Raw genomic sequence first — 16,655 nt, 5'->3', positions numbered from 1 at the left:
AATGTTTACAACTAAATGGCGAACCCGTTAGAATTTTACACGCATCCTTCAACCCTACATTTAAGGCACCTAATGAACAACGACAAGCGCCCACTCTATATCCCATATGCGGGTCCGGCTCTTTTAGCGACCCCTCTTTTGAACAAGGGCAGTGCGTTCTCTGCAGAAGAACGTAGTTCATTCAACTTGGAAGGTCTTCTACCAGAAACAACAGAAACCATCCAAGAGCAGGTAGAGCGTGCATACCAACAATACAAAAACTTTGAAAGTGACATGGATAAGCACATTTACCTGCGTAATATCCAAGACACCAACGAAACACTGTTCTACCGCCTAGTTCAAAATCACATTTCTGAGATGATGCCTATCATCTATACGCCGACCGTTGGTGCCGCGTGTGAGAACTTCTCTAATATTTACCGTCGTGGTCGTGGCCTATTTATCTCGTACCCAAACCGCGACTGTATCGATGACCTGCTAAACAATGCAGCAAACCACAACGTTAAAGTTATCGTGGTAACCGATGGCGAACGTATCTTGGGCTTGGGTGACCAAGGTATCGGCGGCATGGGGATTCCTATCGGGAAGCTTGCTCTGTACACCGCATGTGGTGGCATCAGCCCTGCTTACACACTGCCAATCGTATTGGATGTGGGCACGAACAACCCACAACGCCTTGCAGACCCTATGTACATGGGTTGGCGTCATCCACGTATCACGGGCCCTGATTACGATGCATTTGTGGAAGAGTTCATCCAAGCAGTGCAACGTCGTTGGCCAGATGCTCTGATCCAATTCGAAGACTTTGCACAGAAAAACGCGATGCCGCTTCTAGAGCGCTACAAAGATCGCATTTGTTGTTTCAACGATGACATCCAAGGCACTGCTGCGGTAACGGTAGGTTCTCTGCTAGCGGCATGTAAAGCGGCAGGCACTAAGCTGTCTGATCAACGTATTACTTTCTTAGGTGCTGGCTCAGCAGGTTGTGGTATCGCAGAAGCGATCATCGCACAAATGGTGTCAGAAGGGGTTTCTGATGAGAAAGCACGTTCACAAGTGTACATGGTTGACCGCTGGGGTCTATTGCAAGAAGGCATGCCTAACCTTCTCGATTTCCAACAGCGTCTTGTTCAGAAATTCGACAACACTAAGAAGTGGGAAAATGAAGGAACTGGTTTCTCGCTTCTAGATGTAATGCATAATGCCAAACCAACCGTTCTTGTCGGTGTTTCCGGGGCTCCAGGCCTATTCAGTGAGGAAGTGATCAAAGAGATGCACAAGCACTGTGCGCGCCCTATCGTATTCCCACTATCGAACCCAACAAGCCGTGTCGAAGCTACACCCAACGACATCATTCGTTGGACAAACGGCGAAGCATTGGTTGCAACAGGTAGTCCATTTGAGCCGGTGGTTCATGAAGGCCGCACTTACCCTATCGCACAATGTAACAACAGCTACATCTTCCCAGGTATTGGGCTAGGTGTACTTGCGGTAAATGCGAAGCGCGTAACTGATGAAATGCTGATGGAATCAAGCCGTGCGTTGGCAACATGTTCACCATTGGCTATCAACGGTAATGGCGCACTACTTCCACCATTGGAAGAAATTCACTTGGTATCGAAGAAGATAGCATTCGCTGTTGCGAAGAAAGCAATTGAGCAAGGTGTTGCGCTAGAAATCACAGATGAAGCGCTAAATGATGCTATTGAACAAGCATTCTGGCAGCCTGTATACCGTCGCTATAAGCGCACAGCCTTCTAGTTTTTGAGACAGTATGCACAATAAATAGCCCCCGCAGTACGGGGGCTTTTGTTTTTTATGCTTTTTTTTACCATTCTAACCAGATTTTGGCATAAATGGACTTCTCTAATTTCCTGACTATCGGATATGATGAGAAACATCTTATTACTCAAGGATATCTCTGGTTTGTTTTTATCTCAGATAAAGTCAAAGTGCTTGTTGTTGCTTTCATGGAAGCGAATAGCTTTGATTTTGTCGATCATTTTAGTTAGCTTCATCACGGTAATTTTTGCCATTGATCGCTGGGTTGCAACACAATCTGAGGATCGTATTTTTACGTCTTATGAACAAGTACCTTCCCATGAAGTTGCCGTCGTCCTTGGCACAAGTAAGTATATTGGGAGAATACTGAATACTTACTATATCCATCGTATCAACGCTGCCATAGACCTTTACAATCAAGGTAAAGTGCAACAGTTTTTATTAAGCGGCGACAACGCGCATCGCTCTTATAATGAACCTTGGACGATGAAGCGTGATTTGCTGAAGGCAGGTGTACCTGAGGAATCAATTCATCTCGACTATGCAGGCTTTCGTACTCTAGACTCTATTGTCCGAGCTAAAAAGATCTTTGCCTCTGAGCGTTTTCTCATCGTAACTCAAAGATTTCATTGTGAACGCGCCCTCTTTATCGCAAACGCCTACAATATTGATGCACAGTGCCTAGCGGTAGCAGGGCCGGATACTCAAAAACAGAAGTCCTCTATGCGCATGAGGGAGTTACTCGCACGAGTTAAAGCATTTCTCGATCTTTACGTGATGAACACTCAACCAAAATTTCTTGGCCCACAAGAGCCTATCGTCCCTCACGATGAGCAACAAGAGCTAGAGAACACGCCCAATTTGGCAGAAGAGCCCCAAACACCAAACACTTCAGACCAGTTGTAAAATGTCTTATGGGTAGATTACTACCCATTTCTAAATCCTCACCTCACATTTCCGTAACAGTTCCCCCAAACTCTCCAACTTTAACGCCTCAAGCGAAGTAACATTTAATCAATAAATAAAAACAAGTCAGTTACTTTGCCATAAATAATAATTAATAAGGCGCAGAACAAGGAGCTCAAATATGACCGCACTCGCCGTGACATTGAAGAACTGGTTCTTCACCCGAAACAGTATGATTTTAACCGCTAATATCGTGTTGTTTTTAGTCTTACTCACTACCCTTCCTTTCGACCCCAAAGTAGTAACGGGTTTGAGTATCTTAGTATTTGTCGCGATACTTTGGTTAACCGAAGCCATCCACGTTAGTATCACAGCGTTGCTTGTCCCTCTACTCGCCGTGTTCCTTGGCGTGTTTAATACCCAAACCGCGCTAAACAACTTTTCTAACTCAATCATCTTTTTATTTTTAGGTGGTTTTGCTTTAGCAGCCGCTCTGCATAAGCAAAAGCTCGATCAAGCAATTGCCGATAAGGTACTGCTCATTGCGCGCGGAAAAATGTCTGTCGCAGTATTCATGCTTTTCGGCGTTAGCGCGGGTCTGTCAATGTGGATTTCTAACACAGCGACTACCGCAATGATGTTACCGCTGGTTTTAGGCGTGATGAGTAAATTGGATGCGAAAAAGAACCACAGTACCTACCTATTTGTACTCCTAGGCATTGCATACAGTGCTTCTATTGGTGGTATAGCAACTTTGGTAGGTAGTCCACCAAATGCCATCGCGGCTGCGGAAGTTGGCCTGAGCTTTACCGAATGGATGGAGTTAGGTTTGCCGATTTCACTCATTCTGATGCCAATTGCAATTTTGATTCTTTACACCATGACGAAGCCGGATTTGAGTCACGAGTTCGAGCTTGACCACAAACCTGTTGAGTGGACAAACGGTAAGAAGATCACCCTAGCGATTTTCCTCTTAACAGTTACATTCTGGATTTTCAGCAAGCCAATTAACGCAATGCTTGGTGGCTTCGCGAAGTTCGATACTTTGGTGGCGATTGGCGCGATTCTTTTGCTTGGAGCTTCTCGCGCGGTAGAGTGGAAAGACATTGAAAAAACCACCGATTGGGGCGTACTGATTTTATTCGGCGGCGGTATCTGTCTAAGTAACGTGCTTAAAGCGACGGGTACAAGCGTATTCTTAGCTAACGGTCTAGCTGGTTTCCTAGAGCAAGCAGGTATTCTGATTACGATTCTGTCTGTCGTCGCTTTCGTAGTATTTTTGACTGAGTTTGCAAGTAATACAGCAAGCGCCGCACTATTAGTACCCGTTTTCGCCACCATTGCAGAAGCACTTGGTCTATCGCCAGTGATTCTATCAGCCCTAATCGCTGTTGCTGCTTCTTGTGCCTTCATGCTTCCAGTAGCGACGCCACCAAATGCCATTGTTTTTGGTACTGGTCACATCAAGCAGCAAGAGATGATGCGAATCGGTATGGTGCTCAACATCGCTTGTATTGCCGCTCTTACTTTATTCGCTTGGTTGTTCTGGTAAAAGCAAAGAGAGCCGCATTCATACGCGGCTCTCTTTAGAAAATTTAGCACTACAGCTGCTGTTCTCGGTAATCAATGTGAGTACCTAACTACTACCCCCTAGTCATGTTCAGCAGTTTCCCTTTTGGTGGTCGTACGACCACCTTTTTTTATATCTAGTGTTTACTTCACCACCTTCAGTGAAACTAGCCCGAAGTTAACCTCAACGCGATTGCGGCCCTTATGCTTCGCTTGATAAAGCGCTTCATCAGCCCTCGCCATCGCTTCAGTCATTCGCTCCTTTTGCATCTCAGCAACACCAATACTACAAGTTAACTTTTCGCCATGTATCCAAAGGTGATTTTCTACATTCTTTCTAAGTTTTTCTGCTCTTTCTTGGGCCTGATGAACAGAACAATCTGGGCAGAAAACCACAAACTCTTCACCTCCCCAGCGAACGAGGCGATATTCCTCTGGGATTGAGCTGGCAATGACCATGACGAACTCTCGTAAAACATCATCGCCCATTTGGTGCCCATACTTATCGTTAACGGCTTTAAAATGGTCTAAATCTAAGTACAAGATAGAGAACGACTCAGTCCCCCATCTCACTTGACGGGCTTTTTGCTCCATCCAGTTTCGAACAGCGTGTCTGTTCATTGCACCAGTCAACGCATCTCGGTGTGCCAACTCCGCAAACTCGTAGTTTTGTGCGCGTAATGTGCTGTTTGTTTTCTCTAAATGACGGTGTCGCTTTTGCGCATTATCAAAAGCCTGCTTGCTTTTTCTCAATTCGTTTAAAGAGAACGCTAATCCCAATGCCATCCATGAAAATAGTAGTGTGAACAACAGCGTTTCTTGGGCTAGATATGCACCTTCAAACTCAATTTTCTCGATGATAATTTTGTGATGGCCTAGTCCAGCACCCGCCCCCGTAGCTAAATCAATTCGCGTGATATTTGAAAACTCCGGCCCAGAATGCTCAATAGGTACTTTATTATCGGCTAACCACCAAGTCATCACTTGAAGATTTTGGATTGGAATCTCGATGTTTTGAGTATGACCGGTGGAGTCAAACTGCATACCGTTGTATTTGATTGTGTATTCATCTTGTGGGCTTGAGTAGACTTCATTAAAGTTTCTCAGGTACAACCTTATTTTCTTTGTTCCCTGACCTGACTCTGCATAACGAAGCTTGATACGAACCGTGTGGTAGTTTGACAGATCAATACCTTTGGTAGCTTCTTTAACGTCTGTGTATATAGAGATCCCACAGTAAGGCCAAGCATAGCTACTTTCCTTTAAATCACAGTTTAGCTGCAAGTCACCTTCATCCCACTTAATACTCGACTGACTAGCCCCACCCTCAGCGGAATCATTCGTAGCATGGAACTTATATTTCTCTGGAGTCACAACCAATTTGCGAGTATCGCCCAAAAGGCTATAAAGCGCGACTAGGGTGATTGTGCATATAGACAACGCAAAAATGAGTTTATGTATCCACTTCATATTTTAAGCCATGGGTAATTGATGATTATATAGTGCAATGTACTGAATCTTTTTTTGAACTTCAAATAAAGATATTTATCAAGCCACTAAAACACCTAAAGAATAACGTTCTCAACGATGAAACAATAACAATCCTAACTTGTGATGTTTATTCCATAAAACATTAGGACTTAATTAAATACTAGTTTGCGAAACACTTCACAAGCATGTGCTACAAGCAGTGAGCAAGCCATTCTGGTATACTGTGCAAAAACACAATAATGAGTAATGTCATGTCAATAATTGCTACAGGTACGCTAAACAAAATGCGTGCTTCCCTTGATGGTGCCGTGAGCTACCGTCTCCCTGTGGGTGATGAAGAAGTGGACCTAAGCCCATTTCTCGGTCAAACACTAACCCTGACTCATACTGGCAATATTTACTGTTGTTCTTGCGGTAAGAAAACTAAGAAAAGCTATTCGCAGGGCCACTGTTTTGTTTGTATGAAAAAATTGGCGAGCTGCGACATGTGCATCATGAAGCCAGAAACTTGCCACTACGAACAAGGCACCTGCCGTGAGCCACAATGGGGTGAAGAGAACTGCATGGTGGACCACTTCGTTTACCTATCGAATACTTCGAGTTTAAAAGTGGGCATCACGCGCCACACGCAAATTCCAACCCGTTGGATCGATCAAGGCGCGACACAAGGTCTGCCTATCTTCAAAGTGAAAACTCGCCATATCTCTGGCTTGATTGAAATCGAGCTAGCGAAGCACATTGCCGATAAGACAAACTGGCGAACGTTGCTGAAAGGCGATGGCGACCCAATTGAACTGCAAGATCGCTTCGCAGAACTTTTGCCATTAGTGGAAGACAAAATCGCTGAAATTAAACAGCAGTATGGCGATGACGCGATTGAAGTGTTAAGCGAAAGCATCACTTCTCTAAGCTACCCTGTTCAGCAGCATCCTACCAAAATTACTTCGCACAACTTCGATAAAAACCCAGTTGTTACGGGTACGCTGCAAGGCATTAAAGGCCAATACCTGATCTTTGATACTGGCGTGATCAACGTGCGTAAGTTCACCTCTTATGAGGTTGAAGTGAGCGAATAAGCCCACCTTCACTCTATAAAAACAAAAAAGCTCGAGCCAAGTGCTCGAGCTTTTGATTTGTGGAATCGTCGATGATTACGCGTCGAGTATGCTCTCTAACACATCAAACAACATATCGATCTCTGCGGTTGTGTTGTAGTGCATACAACCAATTCGCACCACACCACCCGACTCTTCTAAGCCTAACTGGCGAACGAGTCCTAGTGCATAGAAGTGCCCATTCCACACGCAGATATTGTGCTCACCTAATGTCTTAGCGATGAACTCTGGAGAGTATTTATCAAAAGTCAGCGCAAAAGTTGGCGTTCTCAGTTGGTTGCTTTCGTTGTTAATACCAAACAGGTTCACGCCGTCCAGCGCCCCTAAACGCTGCAAGAAATGCTCACTCAATTGCTGCTCATGTTGGCTGTATAACGCATAACTTTGCTCTAAGCGTTGACGAAGTGATGCATCTTCATCACCAAACTGGGCTAAGTATTCAACCGCAGCCGTGACGCCTGCCAAGCCTTCAAAACTCTGTGTTCCGGTTTCGAAGCGTCCCGGTCCAATGTTGGTTGCAGGTTCAACTTTGTAGGGCTTAACACTGTGTAACCACTGGTCTGCTACGTACGCAATTCCTACATGTGGTCCAAAAAACTTGTACGCAGAACATGCCAAGAAATCACACCCTAATGCTTGTACATCGACTAGATGGTGCGGCGCGTAATGCACAGCATCCACATAAACTTGAGCGCCGATACTGTGTGCCATTTTGACCACTTGGTGCATATCGACGATCGAGCCGGTGGTGTTCGATGCGTAAGTCACCGCCACTAAACGCGTTTTCTCATTCAACAAGCTCTGAAGATGCGCAAGATCCAGCGTGCAATCTTCTTCATTAATTCTGACTTGATGAACCACCACGCCTTTATCTTCTGCTGCTTGTTGCCAACTCGACACGTTAGAGTAATGGTCTAGGGCTGAAACAATAATCTCATCGCCCTCTTTCCAATCTCGACTAATAGCGCGACTTAGCTGGAATGTCAGCGAGGTCATATTCGCACCAAACACGATATTGCCAGAGGACGGTGCGTTTAGCAGAGCTTGTGCCGATTCGCGAGCCGATTGCATGACATCAACTGTCTCTCTACTTGAGAAATAATGACCACCAAGGTTGGAGTTGAATCGTCCAAGGTAGCTAACCATACTATCCAACACCGACTGCGGAACTTGAGAGCCTCCAGGGCCATCAAAAAACGTTACTGGACGGTCGTTATGATATTGCACCAATGCCGGAAACTGCTCTCGAATTTGATTAAGATTGAAGTTCATTTCGTTTGTCCGTCGCTGTCAGTACAAATACATCCATGTGACCTTCTTGATCATTAATCACTGAGCGAATTGGTACGGCGTTGTGCCACAGTTTGCTGTCTGCCAGCATTGCTACTTCCCCATTCTCCAGCACTTTACGGAAGAAAGGCGCTTGGTTGTGGCTGCTGTAAAGCATGATGTCACCACCCATGATGTTGTGACGCCCGACACCAACTAATGCGATGTGATCAAAACCATCTTGGTGTACCCCTTCCGGTGCAACTTGAGTTTCATCGTAGATTGCAGTGATTCGAATTTGGTGGATTTCGATTTCCTGGCCGTTTGGTAAGTGGTTTGCGTTAACAAACAGCTCACACATTTCTCGGAAACCTTCACTGGAAAGAATTCCTTTTTCAATCGGCTCAAACTGACGAATGACATCACCTTGGAAACGGTTGATATCAGAAGATTGTACAAAGCTGTTTTTGTTTAAATCGACGACCTGACCGTTTTCGAACCCCACCACCGAGTAACGGCGAAGACGATATTGGCCGTCAGCGTGTTCAGTACGAGGTAAACCTTCGAAGGAAGGAGAAAGCTGCTCAATCGCTGCCATGCTGAGCTGAGTTAAATGTAGGGTGTTCTCACGTGAATGTAACATCATTGGCTCCTTTAATGAGGCACATCTGGTTTATTTGATTAACATTTAATTTACATTCTAGGATACGCAAATATTCTGCAATTGCCAGAATTTGACGTTGATAGCTTCAACAAAAACAAAAAAACGACATACATATCTATAATGTAGCCATATGCCAGTTTAAACATTCAAATTAGATAACAGGCAGCATTTGAAACTAGAACTCTGCACTATGAACAGCATTTTATGCTAGCGGAAAACAGTTCTCCGTAAACATCAGCAAGTTCTAACCTATAACCAATAATTCGATCAGCTCAATCCGTTTATGCTTTTAAAGCACTACGATTTTCCATACAATCGGATGAAATGTTCAGCCCTCTATGGAGCCATAATGAGCGACGTAAAACACTGTAAATTATTAATTCTTGGTTCTGGCCCAGCTGGTTACACTGCAGCGGTATACGCAGCGCGTGCAAACTTAAACCCTGTGCTGATAACGGGAATGCAGCAAGGTGGTCAGCTAACGACCACAACTGAAGTAGAAAACTGGCCTGGTGACGCAGAAGGCCTCACTGGTCCTGGTTTGATGGAGCGCATGAAAGAGCACGCAGAACGATTCGAAACAGAAATCGTGTTCGATCACATCAACGAAGTGGAATTGTCTCAACGTCCATTCCGCCTAAAAGGTGACTCTGGTGAGTACACGTGTGATGCGTTAATTATCTCCACAGGCGCATCAGCGAAATACCTAGGCCTTGAATCTGAAGAAGCATTCAAAGGTCGCGGCGTTTCAGCTTGTGCCACTTGTGATGGTTTCTTCTACCGCAACCAAAAAGTGGCGGTTGTCGGTGGCGGTAACACAGCTGTCGAAGAAGCGCTTTACCTATCAAACATTGCGTCAGAAGTTCATCTGATCCACCGTCGTGATTCATTCCGCGCAGAGAAGATCCTTGTAAAGCGTCTGATGGATAAGGTTGAAAGCGGCAATATCGTTCTTCACACTGACCGCACACTAGATGAAGTACTAGGCGACGACATGGGCGTAACAGGTGTTCGCATCAAAGATGTTAACAGCGGTGCGACTGAGGATCTGGCAGTAATGGGGGCATTCATCGCGATCGGCCACCAGCCAAACACGCAAATCTTCGAAGGCCAAGTAGACATGAAAGATGGTTACATCATCGTTCAATCCGGCCTTGAAGGTAATGCAACGCAAACTAGCATCGAAGGTGTGTTTGCTGCAGGTGACGTAATGGACCATAACTACCGCCAAGCGATTACTTCTGCTGGTACAGGCTGTATGGCAGCATTGGATGCAGAACGCTTCCTAGACGCGCTTACTGACAAATAACTTTTCACATTTGTGTCATATCCTTAAAGCCCAGCGGTATTCCCGCTGGGTTTTCTTTTGTATACTACCGCCTCATTAAAACAATTATCATTAAGCCTTCACAATGGATAAGAAAAAGCAAAGCAGCTTGAATAAGTGGCTTAAGCAACAGAGTAAGTTGGCCAAGCGCTGGCTGATGGTTGCGATAGGCCTAGGCGTACTATCAAGCGTGTTTTTATTGGCTCAAGCAGCCCTGCTCGCCTCCATTCTTCACCAATTAATCATCGAGCATGTCGACAAGAGTGAACTTATTTGGCACTTCGTCGGATTGGGTGTCACCGTTGTCGGTCGCGCAGCCTGTACTTGGGGACGCGAAATTGCCGGTTACCGTTGCGGCGAACAGATCCGCGTTTACATTCGCCAACTGATTCTCGATAAAGTCCACCAACTTGGTCCTGCTTATATCAAAGGCAAGCCAGCCGGTAGTTGGGCAACGTTGATTTTGGAACAAGTAGAAGACATGCAAGATTTCTTCTCTCGCTACCTTCCACAAATGTCGTTGTCTGTATTGGTACCTTTCATCATCCTAGTGGTGGTTTTCCCAATCAACTGGGCGGCAGGCCTCATTTTCCTTGTCACTGCACCTCTTGTTCCTATGTTTATGGCATTGGTCGGCATGAAAGCCGCGGATGCAAACCGTAAGAACTTTAAAGCGCTACAGCGTCTTTCAGGTCACTTCTATGACCGTTTGCAGGCGATGACAACCATTCGTCTGTTCGACCGCACTAAGTCAGAAACCGAAACTTTGAAAGGAGCATCTGAAGTTTTCCGTACACGTACGATGGATGTATTGAAGATTGCCTTTCTATCTTCTGCCGTACTTGAGTTCTTCACTTCGATTTCAATTGCGATTACGGCGGTTTACTTCGGTTTCAGCTACATCGGTGAACTTAACTTTGGTTACTACGGTGCTGGTGTAACCCTCTTTTCCGGTTTGTTTATTCTGATCCTTGCGCCTGAGTTCTACCAACCACTTCGCGACCTTGGCACTTTCTACCATGCGAAGCAACAAGCGGTAGGTGCAGCAGAAAGTATCGTTGAATTCCTAGAGCTAGACGTTGACCAAGTAAAAGATGGTCACAAAGCTGTTGAACAAAACGCAGCGATTTATATCGAAGCGAACGATCTTGTTATCTTCAGCCCTGAAGGTAAGCAACTTGTCGGTCCCCTATCCTTCTCCCTAGATGCCAACCAAAGCACAGCACTAGTCGGCCCAAGTGGCGCAGGTAAAACCAGCTTAGTGAATACCATCCTTGGTTTTATGCCATACAAGGGCAGCTTGAAAATTAACGGCTGTGAGTTGTCTGACCTGGACTTATCTACATGGCGAGAAGCCATCAGTTGGATTGGACAAAACCCAATGCTTCTGCACGGCAGCATTCGTGACAATGTCACCTTAGGTAAGCTAGATATTCAAGACCAACAAGTCCATTCAGTACTCAACGACTCTCACGCCGCAGAGTTTGTTGAAATGCATGGCTTGGATTACCAAATTTCTGACCGCTCCGGTGGTTTATCTGTTGGTCAGGCACAACGTCTTGCACTTGCTCGTGCGATGCTACAAAACGGTCGTTTTTGGTTGCTTGATGAACCAACTGCCAGCTTGGATGCTCGAAGCGAAAAACTGGTTATGGAAGGCATCGGTAAATACACCGAGTACACCACTAACTTGATGATCACTCACCAATTGGCACCACTGCAAAATGTGTCTCAGATTTTGGTGATGCAGCAAGGACAAATTGTCCAACGTGGTGATTACGCAACGTTGGCATCGCAAGATGGTTTATTTAAAGAAATGTTGGCTGCCAACCTAGCTCAACGTGAATCAGACAAGGGGAACTTAGATGCGTGATTTACTCCCTTATCTAAAACTGTATAAAAAGCACTGGTTTGGTTTGTCCCTTGGGATGCTTCTAGCGTTTCTAACGCTGGCCGCTTCTGTCGGTCTATTAACGCTGTCCGGCTGGTTTATCTCTGCAGCCGCTGTAGCGGGTTTGACCATTGCTCGTGAGACCTTTAACTACATGCTGCCTGGCGCAGGTGTTCGTGGTGCTGCGATGGCGCGTACTGCTGGCCGCTGGGGCGAACGTGTTGTTAGCCACAATGCAACCTTCAAGCTACTGACTGATCTACGCATCTTCTTCTTCAAGAAGCTTGCGCCGCTGATCCCTGGCCGCGTTTCTACCATGCGTGATGCGGATCTACTGAACCGCCTAGTGGCAGACGTAGATGCAATGGACCACGTGTACTTGCGTCTTATCAGTCCTGTTATTGTTGGCGTATTCGGCATCTTGTCGCTAACCGCAGTGCTTGCTTTCTTTGACTGGCACCTTGCGCTACTGCTTGGCGGTATCCTGACGGTAATGCTGTTGGTATGGCCGGTATTGTTCTACAAACTGGGCAAACATAACGGCGAACATCTCACACAAAATAAAGCGCAGCTGCGAGTGGCGACACTGGACTGGCTTCAAGGTTACAGCGAACTGAGCCTATTCGGTGCAGAAGAGCGTTACCGTAATGTAATTCTAGAAAAGCAAAAACAACTGCTATCCAACCAGTTCGTCAACGCTAACCTAACGGGCATGGCTTCTGGTCTGCTGATGCTAGCGAACGGTTTAACGCTCGTTGCGATGCTGTGGTTTGCTGCGGATGGCGTTGGTGGTCGTGCGCCAGATCCTTGGATTGCGCTGTTCGCATTTGCCACCATGGCAAGCTTTGAAATTCTGATGCCAATCGCCGGTGCTTTCCAATATCTAGGTCAAACACTGACATCAGCACGTCGATTGAACGAAATCACCTTAGCGGAACCAGACGTTATCTTCCCAGAACAATCTAAACGTGAAGATAAGCCGCTAGATATTGAGTTCAGCAAGGTAGATTTCACCTACCCTGATGGTCAGCAAAAAGTACTGAAAGATCTCACGCTATCACTGCCACTGGGCTCAAAAACGGCGATTGTTGGTCAAACTGGTTCAGGTAAATCAACTCTTATTCAATTGCTTTGTCGCTACTGGGATGTAAACCAGGGGCAAGTGAGCATCGGTGGCGCGCCTCTAAAAGATTGGAGCGAATCTGATCTGCGCGCTGCAATCACCGTAGTGAGCCAACGTGTTGATGTGCTTAATGGCACATTGCGTGACAACCTGCTGCTTGCAGCCCCAGAAGCCACGGACGAAAAACTGGCTGAAATTCTGACCAAAGTGGACTTGGCGAATCTCTTAGAAGAGCCAGGATTAAATGCTTGGTTAGGTGATGGTGGACGTCAACTGTCTGGTGGTGAGAAGCGTCGAATTGGTATTGCGCGCGCTCTATTGCGTGATGCCCCAATCCTACTGCTTGATGAACCAACTGAAGGTCTAGACAAGCGCACCGAGCAAACGGTAATGGAACTGTTCAAAGAGCACTTTGCGAACAAAACCGTGGTATTTATCACCCATCGTTTGATTGAGCTAGAGAGTATGGACAACATCTGTTTGATGGAGCAAGGCGAGATCATCGAACAAGGTAACCACCAAGCGCTACTAACTGAGAAAGGTCGTTACCACCAGCTATTACAATCTCTGTAATACTGGGATTCAAAATAAACAAAGGGCTCATCAATTGATGAGCCCTTTTCTTTTGCTCTCGCTGTTCCCATAACAAGTGCAAAATTCGTTAACGACCTGACTTGGCCAGATAAGCCGACATTTCCTCTTCCGGTACCATGCCGCCACCGGTCGCCCAAACTAAGTGAATGGCGTTCTTCATCTTATCTTCACTAAATTGCATTCGAGCTTGGTAAGCTTGGGCTTGTGAAACGTGCACTGCCCCCATCATGCCCGCCAGTGCAGAAGGCTCTAAACGAATGTCTTCTTGTTCACTTAGCTCACCTAGATGATGATACATGCGCTCATCCGTCATGGTGTAGTAACCATCAAGAAGTCTTTCCATTGCTCGTCCTACAAAACCAGACGCACGCCCTACCGCTAGACCATCAGCGGCAGTAATATTGTCGATACCAAGATCTTGCACCGCGATGTCATCATGCAAGCCAGTGTGTACCCCAAGCAGCATACACGGAGAGTGTGTCGGTTCCGCGAAGATACAATGAACGTGGTCACCAAACGCCATCTTCAAGCCAAAGGCCACACCGCCAGGACCACCACCCACACCACAAGGTAGGTAAACAAACAGAGGGTGTTCTGCATCAACGATGATACCCATATCATCAAACTGTCGCTTCAAGCGTTCGCCTGCAACGGAATAACCTAAGAACAAGGTCTGAGAGTTTTCATCATCAATAAAGAAGCAAGTTGGATCTTTCTCTGCTTCTTTGCGTCCCTGCTCTACAGCTACACCGTAATCTTGCTCGTACTCCACCACGTTTACGCCGTGAGAACGCAGCTTGTTTTTCTTCCACTCTCGAGCATCCGCTGACATATGAACCGATACCGAGAAGCCGAGTTTTGCACTCATGATGCCGATAGACATGCCGAGATTCCCTGTCGAACCTACGGCAATGCTGTACTGCTGAAAGAACTGACGAAACTCTTCACTGAACAATTTGCTGTAGTCATCACTTTCACTTAGAAGCCCAGCTTCAATCGCCAACTTCTCTGCATGTGTTAGCACTTCATAGATGCCACCACGCGCCTTTATTGAACCTGAAATAGGCAGATGACTGTCTTTTTTAAGCATCAAACGTCCAAGAATTTGAGTGCCGTATTGCGCTTCCAAGCAGGACTTCATCTTGTCGATTTCAACAACGTTCGATTCAATAATTCCGTTAGAAGCCGCCGTTTCTGGAAAGGCTTTCATTAAGTATGGAGCAAAGCGTTTTAGTCGTTCACTCGCGTCTTTGATGTTGGCAGCACCTAAGCCAACGTACGGTAGACCTTCTTCAAGTGTGGTGATATTTGGATTGAACCAAACCACCTCTTCTAACCCAATGAGTCGCTCAACCAAAGGGAATTCTGCTACTAGTGCGTTTACGTTATGCGTAGTCATTATTGTTTACCTTTATTAGATCATGTACGACAGAAGGAATGTGCCTGCTAATGCAACAAAAGAGGCAATGAATGTCGCTGTCGTGTAGTACTTGAAGATTTCTGTCATCGTGGCTCCACAATATTGCTTCACCAACCAAAAGAGCGAATCGGTCACTATCGTACAACCAATTGCGCCAGAGCCTATAGCCAGAGTAATGATTTCTGGACTTACGTTCGGATAAAGTGGGAGTAACGGGGCCACAATTGCCGTCGCGCCCATCATGGCAACGGTGGCAGAGCCCACTGCCGCATGCAGAATAATCGCGACAAGCCATGCAAGAAGGATCGGATGCATATCGAGATTAGAAAGTAGCTGTGCCAATACATCCGCCAAGCCACTGCCCTTTAATACGCCGTTGAATGCACCACCAGCGCCAATAATCAGCAAGATGTTGGCAATCGAAGAAAATGCACCTTCCGTTTTCTCAAGCAGCACACTCATGCCCATGTTCTGCTTAATACCTAACATGTAATAAGCAACAAAAGCGGCGATAAACATTGCTGTAATTGGGTTGCCGATAAATTCCAGAGTGGTGTACAGCGCACTGCCATGTTCCATATTGAGTTCTGCGGCCGTTTTTAACAGCATCAGTGCAATGGGTAACATCACGGTGAATAGCGTCGCCCCCAAAGATGGCAATTGCGCTTCATCTTTCACTTCTAGTGAGGTGAACTCTTCAGGTACAGTTTTGAAAGGTAGACGTGCGCCCATCACCTTCAAGAACAGCGGACCGCCAACTAAAGACGCAACCAAACCTATGAGTAAACCATAGAAAATCACAGAACCGATATCAGCACCAAGCTCATTGGTCACAAACAATGCGGCAGGGTGTGGAGGAACAATACAGTGCACTGCCATCAAGGCGGTACAAAGCGGAATGGCGAGATTTAAAAGTGAGGTATTGGTTTTTTTCGCAATCGAAAAAGCCAGTGGAATTAACAGCACCACGCCAACTTCTACGAATAGGGTAATTCCGCAAACAAGACCGATTAACACCATAATGACTTCAGGTGATAGCCAGCGAATCTTTTGTAGGGTAAGGCCAATTCGTTCAGCTGCCCCAGACACTTCCATCATCTTGCCAAGTATGGTGCCTAAACCAATCACGACAGCAAGAAAACCAAGCGTTCCGCCAATGCCACTTTCGATAGCACTGACCATCTCTAAAGGTTGCATGCCCATCATCCCGCCAACGTAAAAACTGGCGAGTAACAGCGCTAAAAAAGGATGGAGTTTAAACTTAACGATCGCAAAAACGATCATTAAGATACTCGTTATGAGGGTAGTAATGACCCAAAGGTTGGATTCCATGTTCAGACCTATGTTGTTGTTTTAATTGACTGCAATTAAACGAGGAATCCATAGCCCTGACAAACGATCAAAACTCACCTTTAGATGAAGTGAATTTAAACAAAAGCGTGATTTACACGACGTTTAGTGAATTTTTCGACCCATAGGTGAGCCCAACTATAACAACGCCGTT

12 protein-coding genes are annotated in these 16,655 nt (G+C 45.9%); 7 read left to right on the top strand and 5 right to left on the bottom strand.

Annotation, left to right across the window (positions count from 1 at the left end; genetic code table 11):
* The first annotated feature begins 72 nt into the window (after positions 1-72).
* The 3 genes from BSZ04_RS14290 (at position 73) to BSZ04_RS14280 (ending at position 4,240) form a co-directional block, all read left to right on the top strand.
* On the top strand, positions 73-1,761 hold the full coding sequence (locus BSZ04_RS14290) for an NAD-dependent malic enzyme (RefSeq protein ID WP_088880634.1): 1,689 nt from the start codon (positions 73-75) through the stop codon (positions 1,759-1,761).
* A gap of 165 nt (positions 1,762-1,926) precedes the next feature.
* Positions 1,927-2,688 carry a SanA/YdcF family protein gene (locus BSZ04_RS14285; RefSeq protein WP_088881606.1) on the top strand — a complete coding sequence of 254 codons (762 nt, stop codon included), beginning with the start codon at positions 1,927-1,929 and terminating at the stop codon, positions 2,686-2,688.
* Positions 2,689-2,869: 181 nt separating this feature from the next.
* Positions 2,870-4,240: an SLC13 family permease gene (locus BSZ04_RS14280; protein ID WP_010448608.1), complete on the top strand. Its 1,371-nt coding sequence runs from the start codon at positions 2,870-2,872 to the stop codon at positions 4,238-4,240.
* A gap of 161 nt (positions 4,241-4,401) precedes the next feature.
* Here BSZ04_RS14280 and BSZ04_RS14275 read toward each other — a convergent pair whose 3' ends face one another.
* Entirely contained in the window at positions 4,402-5,727 is a 1,326-nt protein-coding gene (locus BSZ04_RS14275; protein WP_088880633.1) for a GGDEF domain-containing protein, read from the bottom strand.
* A gap of 272 nt (positions 5,728-5,999) precedes the next feature.
* Here BSZ04_RS14275 and BSZ04_RS14270 point away from each other — a divergent pair, with 272 nt between their 5' ends.
* The gene (locus tag BSZ04_RS14270) at positions 6,000-6,824 is read left to right on the top strand and encodes a DUF2797 domain-containing protein (protein WP_088880632.1); all 825 of its coding nucleotides are present in this window, start codon (positions 6,000-6,002) and stop codon (positions 6,822-6,824) included.
* A gap of 75 nt (positions 6,825-6,899) precedes the next feature.
* Here the strand turns inward: BSZ04_RS14270 and BSZ04_RS14265 are convergent, their stop codons facing one another.
* Positions 6,900-8,135, bottom strand: coding sequence for a cysteine desulfurase-like protein (locus BSZ04_RS14265; protein WP_088880631.1), 1,236 nt, complete (start codon positions 8,133-8,135; stop codon positions 6,900-6,902).
* Positions 8,119-8,778 (bottom strand): 2OG-Fe dioxygenase family protein, encoded by a 660-nt coding sequence (locus tag BSZ04_RS14260; RefSeq protein ID WP_010448603.1) that lies wholly within the window; start codon positions 8,776-8,778, stop codon positions 8,119-8,121. The genes BSZ04_RS14265 and BSZ04_RS14260 overlap by 17 nt, the downstream gene beginning before the upstream one ends.
* Positions 8,779-9,145: 367 nt before the next feature.
* Here BSZ04_RS14260 and trxB point away from each other — a divergent pair, with 367 nt between their 5' ends.
* The 3 genes from trxB to cydC all read left to right on the top strand — a co-directional run bounded on the left by trxB (position 9,146) and on the right by cydC (position 13,710).
* Positions 9,146-10,105, top strand: a complete 960-nt coding sequence (gene trxB / locus BSZ04_RS14255; protein ID WP_088880630.1) for a thioredoxin-disulfide reductase — start codon at positions 9,146-9,148, stop codon at positions 10,103-10,105.
* Between the two features lie 103 nt (positions 10,106-10,208).
* A complete protein-coding gene (gene cydD / locus BSZ04_RS14250; protein WP_088880629.1) occupies positions 10,209-11,996 on the top strand; it encodes a heme ABC transporter permease/ATP-binding protein CydD in 1,788 nt (595 codons plus the stop codon).
* Positions 11,989-13,710, top strand: a complete 1,722-nt coding sequence (cydC, locus tag BSZ04_RS14245; protein WP_088880628.1) for a heme ABC transporter ATP-binding protein/permease CydC — start codon at positions 11,989-11,991, stop codon at positions 13,708-13,710. Before cydD ends, cydC begins: the two co-directional genes overlap by 8 nt.
* Before the next feature lie 88 nt (positions 13,711-13,798).
* Here the strand turns inward: cydC and BSZ04_RS14240 are convergent, their stop codons facing one another.
* Positions 13,799-15,130: a D-serine ammonia-lyase gene (locus tag BSZ04_RS14240; RefSeq protein ID WP_088880627.1), complete on the bottom strand. Its 1,332-nt coding sequence runs from the start codon at positions 15,128-15,130 to the stop codon at positions 13,799-13,801.
* Positions 15,131-15,145: 15 nt separating this feature from the next.
* Positions 15,146-16,483: a D-serine transporter DsdX gene (gene dsdX, locus BSZ04_RS14235; protein WP_038887587.1), complete on the bottom strand. Its 1,338-nt coding sequence runs from the start codon at positions 16,481-16,483 to the stop codon at positions 15,146-15,148.
* Between the last annotated feature and the right edge of the window lie 172 nt (positions 16,484-16,655).

It is taken from the genome of Vibrio rotiferianus (assembly GCF_002214395.1).
GTDB classification, from domain to species: domain Bacteria; phylum Pseudomonadota; class Gammaproteobacteria; order Enterobacterales; family Vibrionaceae; genus Vibrio; species Vibrio rotiferianus.
Note: the sequence above shows the minus strand (reverse complement) of the source record. Positions and strands in the feature narration are given on the sequence as shown.

Bases quoted from the DNA above. Each gene is read 5' to 3' on its own strand.
- BSZ04_RS14290 (WP_088880634.1), top strand. From the start codon at position 73: ATGAACAACGACAAGCGCCCACTCTATATCCCATATGCGGGTCCGGCT.
- BSZ04_RS14280 (WP_010448608.1), top strand. From the start codon at position 2,870: ATGACCGCACTCGCCGTGACATTGAAGAACTGGTTCTTCACCCGAAAC.
- BSZ04_RS14275 (WP_088880633.1), bottom strand. From the start codon at position 5,727: ATGAAGTGGATACATAAACTCATTTTTGCGTTGTCTATATGCACAATC.
- BSZ04_RS14270 (WP_088880632.1), top strand. From the start codon at position 6,000: ATGTCAATAATTGCTACAGGTACGCTAAACAAAATGCGTGCTTCCCTT.
- BSZ04_RS14265 (WP_088880631.1), bottom strand. From the start codon at position 8,135: ATGAACTTCAATCTTAATCAAATTCGAGAGCAGTTTCCGGCATTGGTG.
- BSZ04_RS14260 (WP_010448603.1), bottom strand. From the start codon at position 8,778: ATGATGTTACATTCACGTGAGAACACCCTACATTTAACTCAGCTCAGC.
- trxB (WP_088880630.1), top strand. From the start codon at position 9,146: ATGAGCGACGTAAAACACTGTAAATTATTAATTCTTGGTTCTGGCCCA.
- cydD (WP_088880629.1), top strand. From the start codon at position 10,209: ATGGATAAGAAAAAGCAAAGCAGCTTGAATAAGTGGCTTAAGCAACAG.
- cydC (WP_088880628.1), top strand. From the start codon at position 11,989: ATGCGTGATTTACTCCCTTATCTAAAACTGTATAAAAAGCACTGGTTT.
- BSZ04_RS14240 (WP_088880627.1), bottom strand. From the start codon at position 15,130: ATGACTACGCATAACGTAAACGCACTAGTAGCAGAATTCCCTTTGGTT.
- dsdX (WP_038887587.1), bottom strand. From the start codon at position 16,483: ATGGAATCCAACCTTTGGGTCATTACTACCCTCATAACGAGTATCTTA.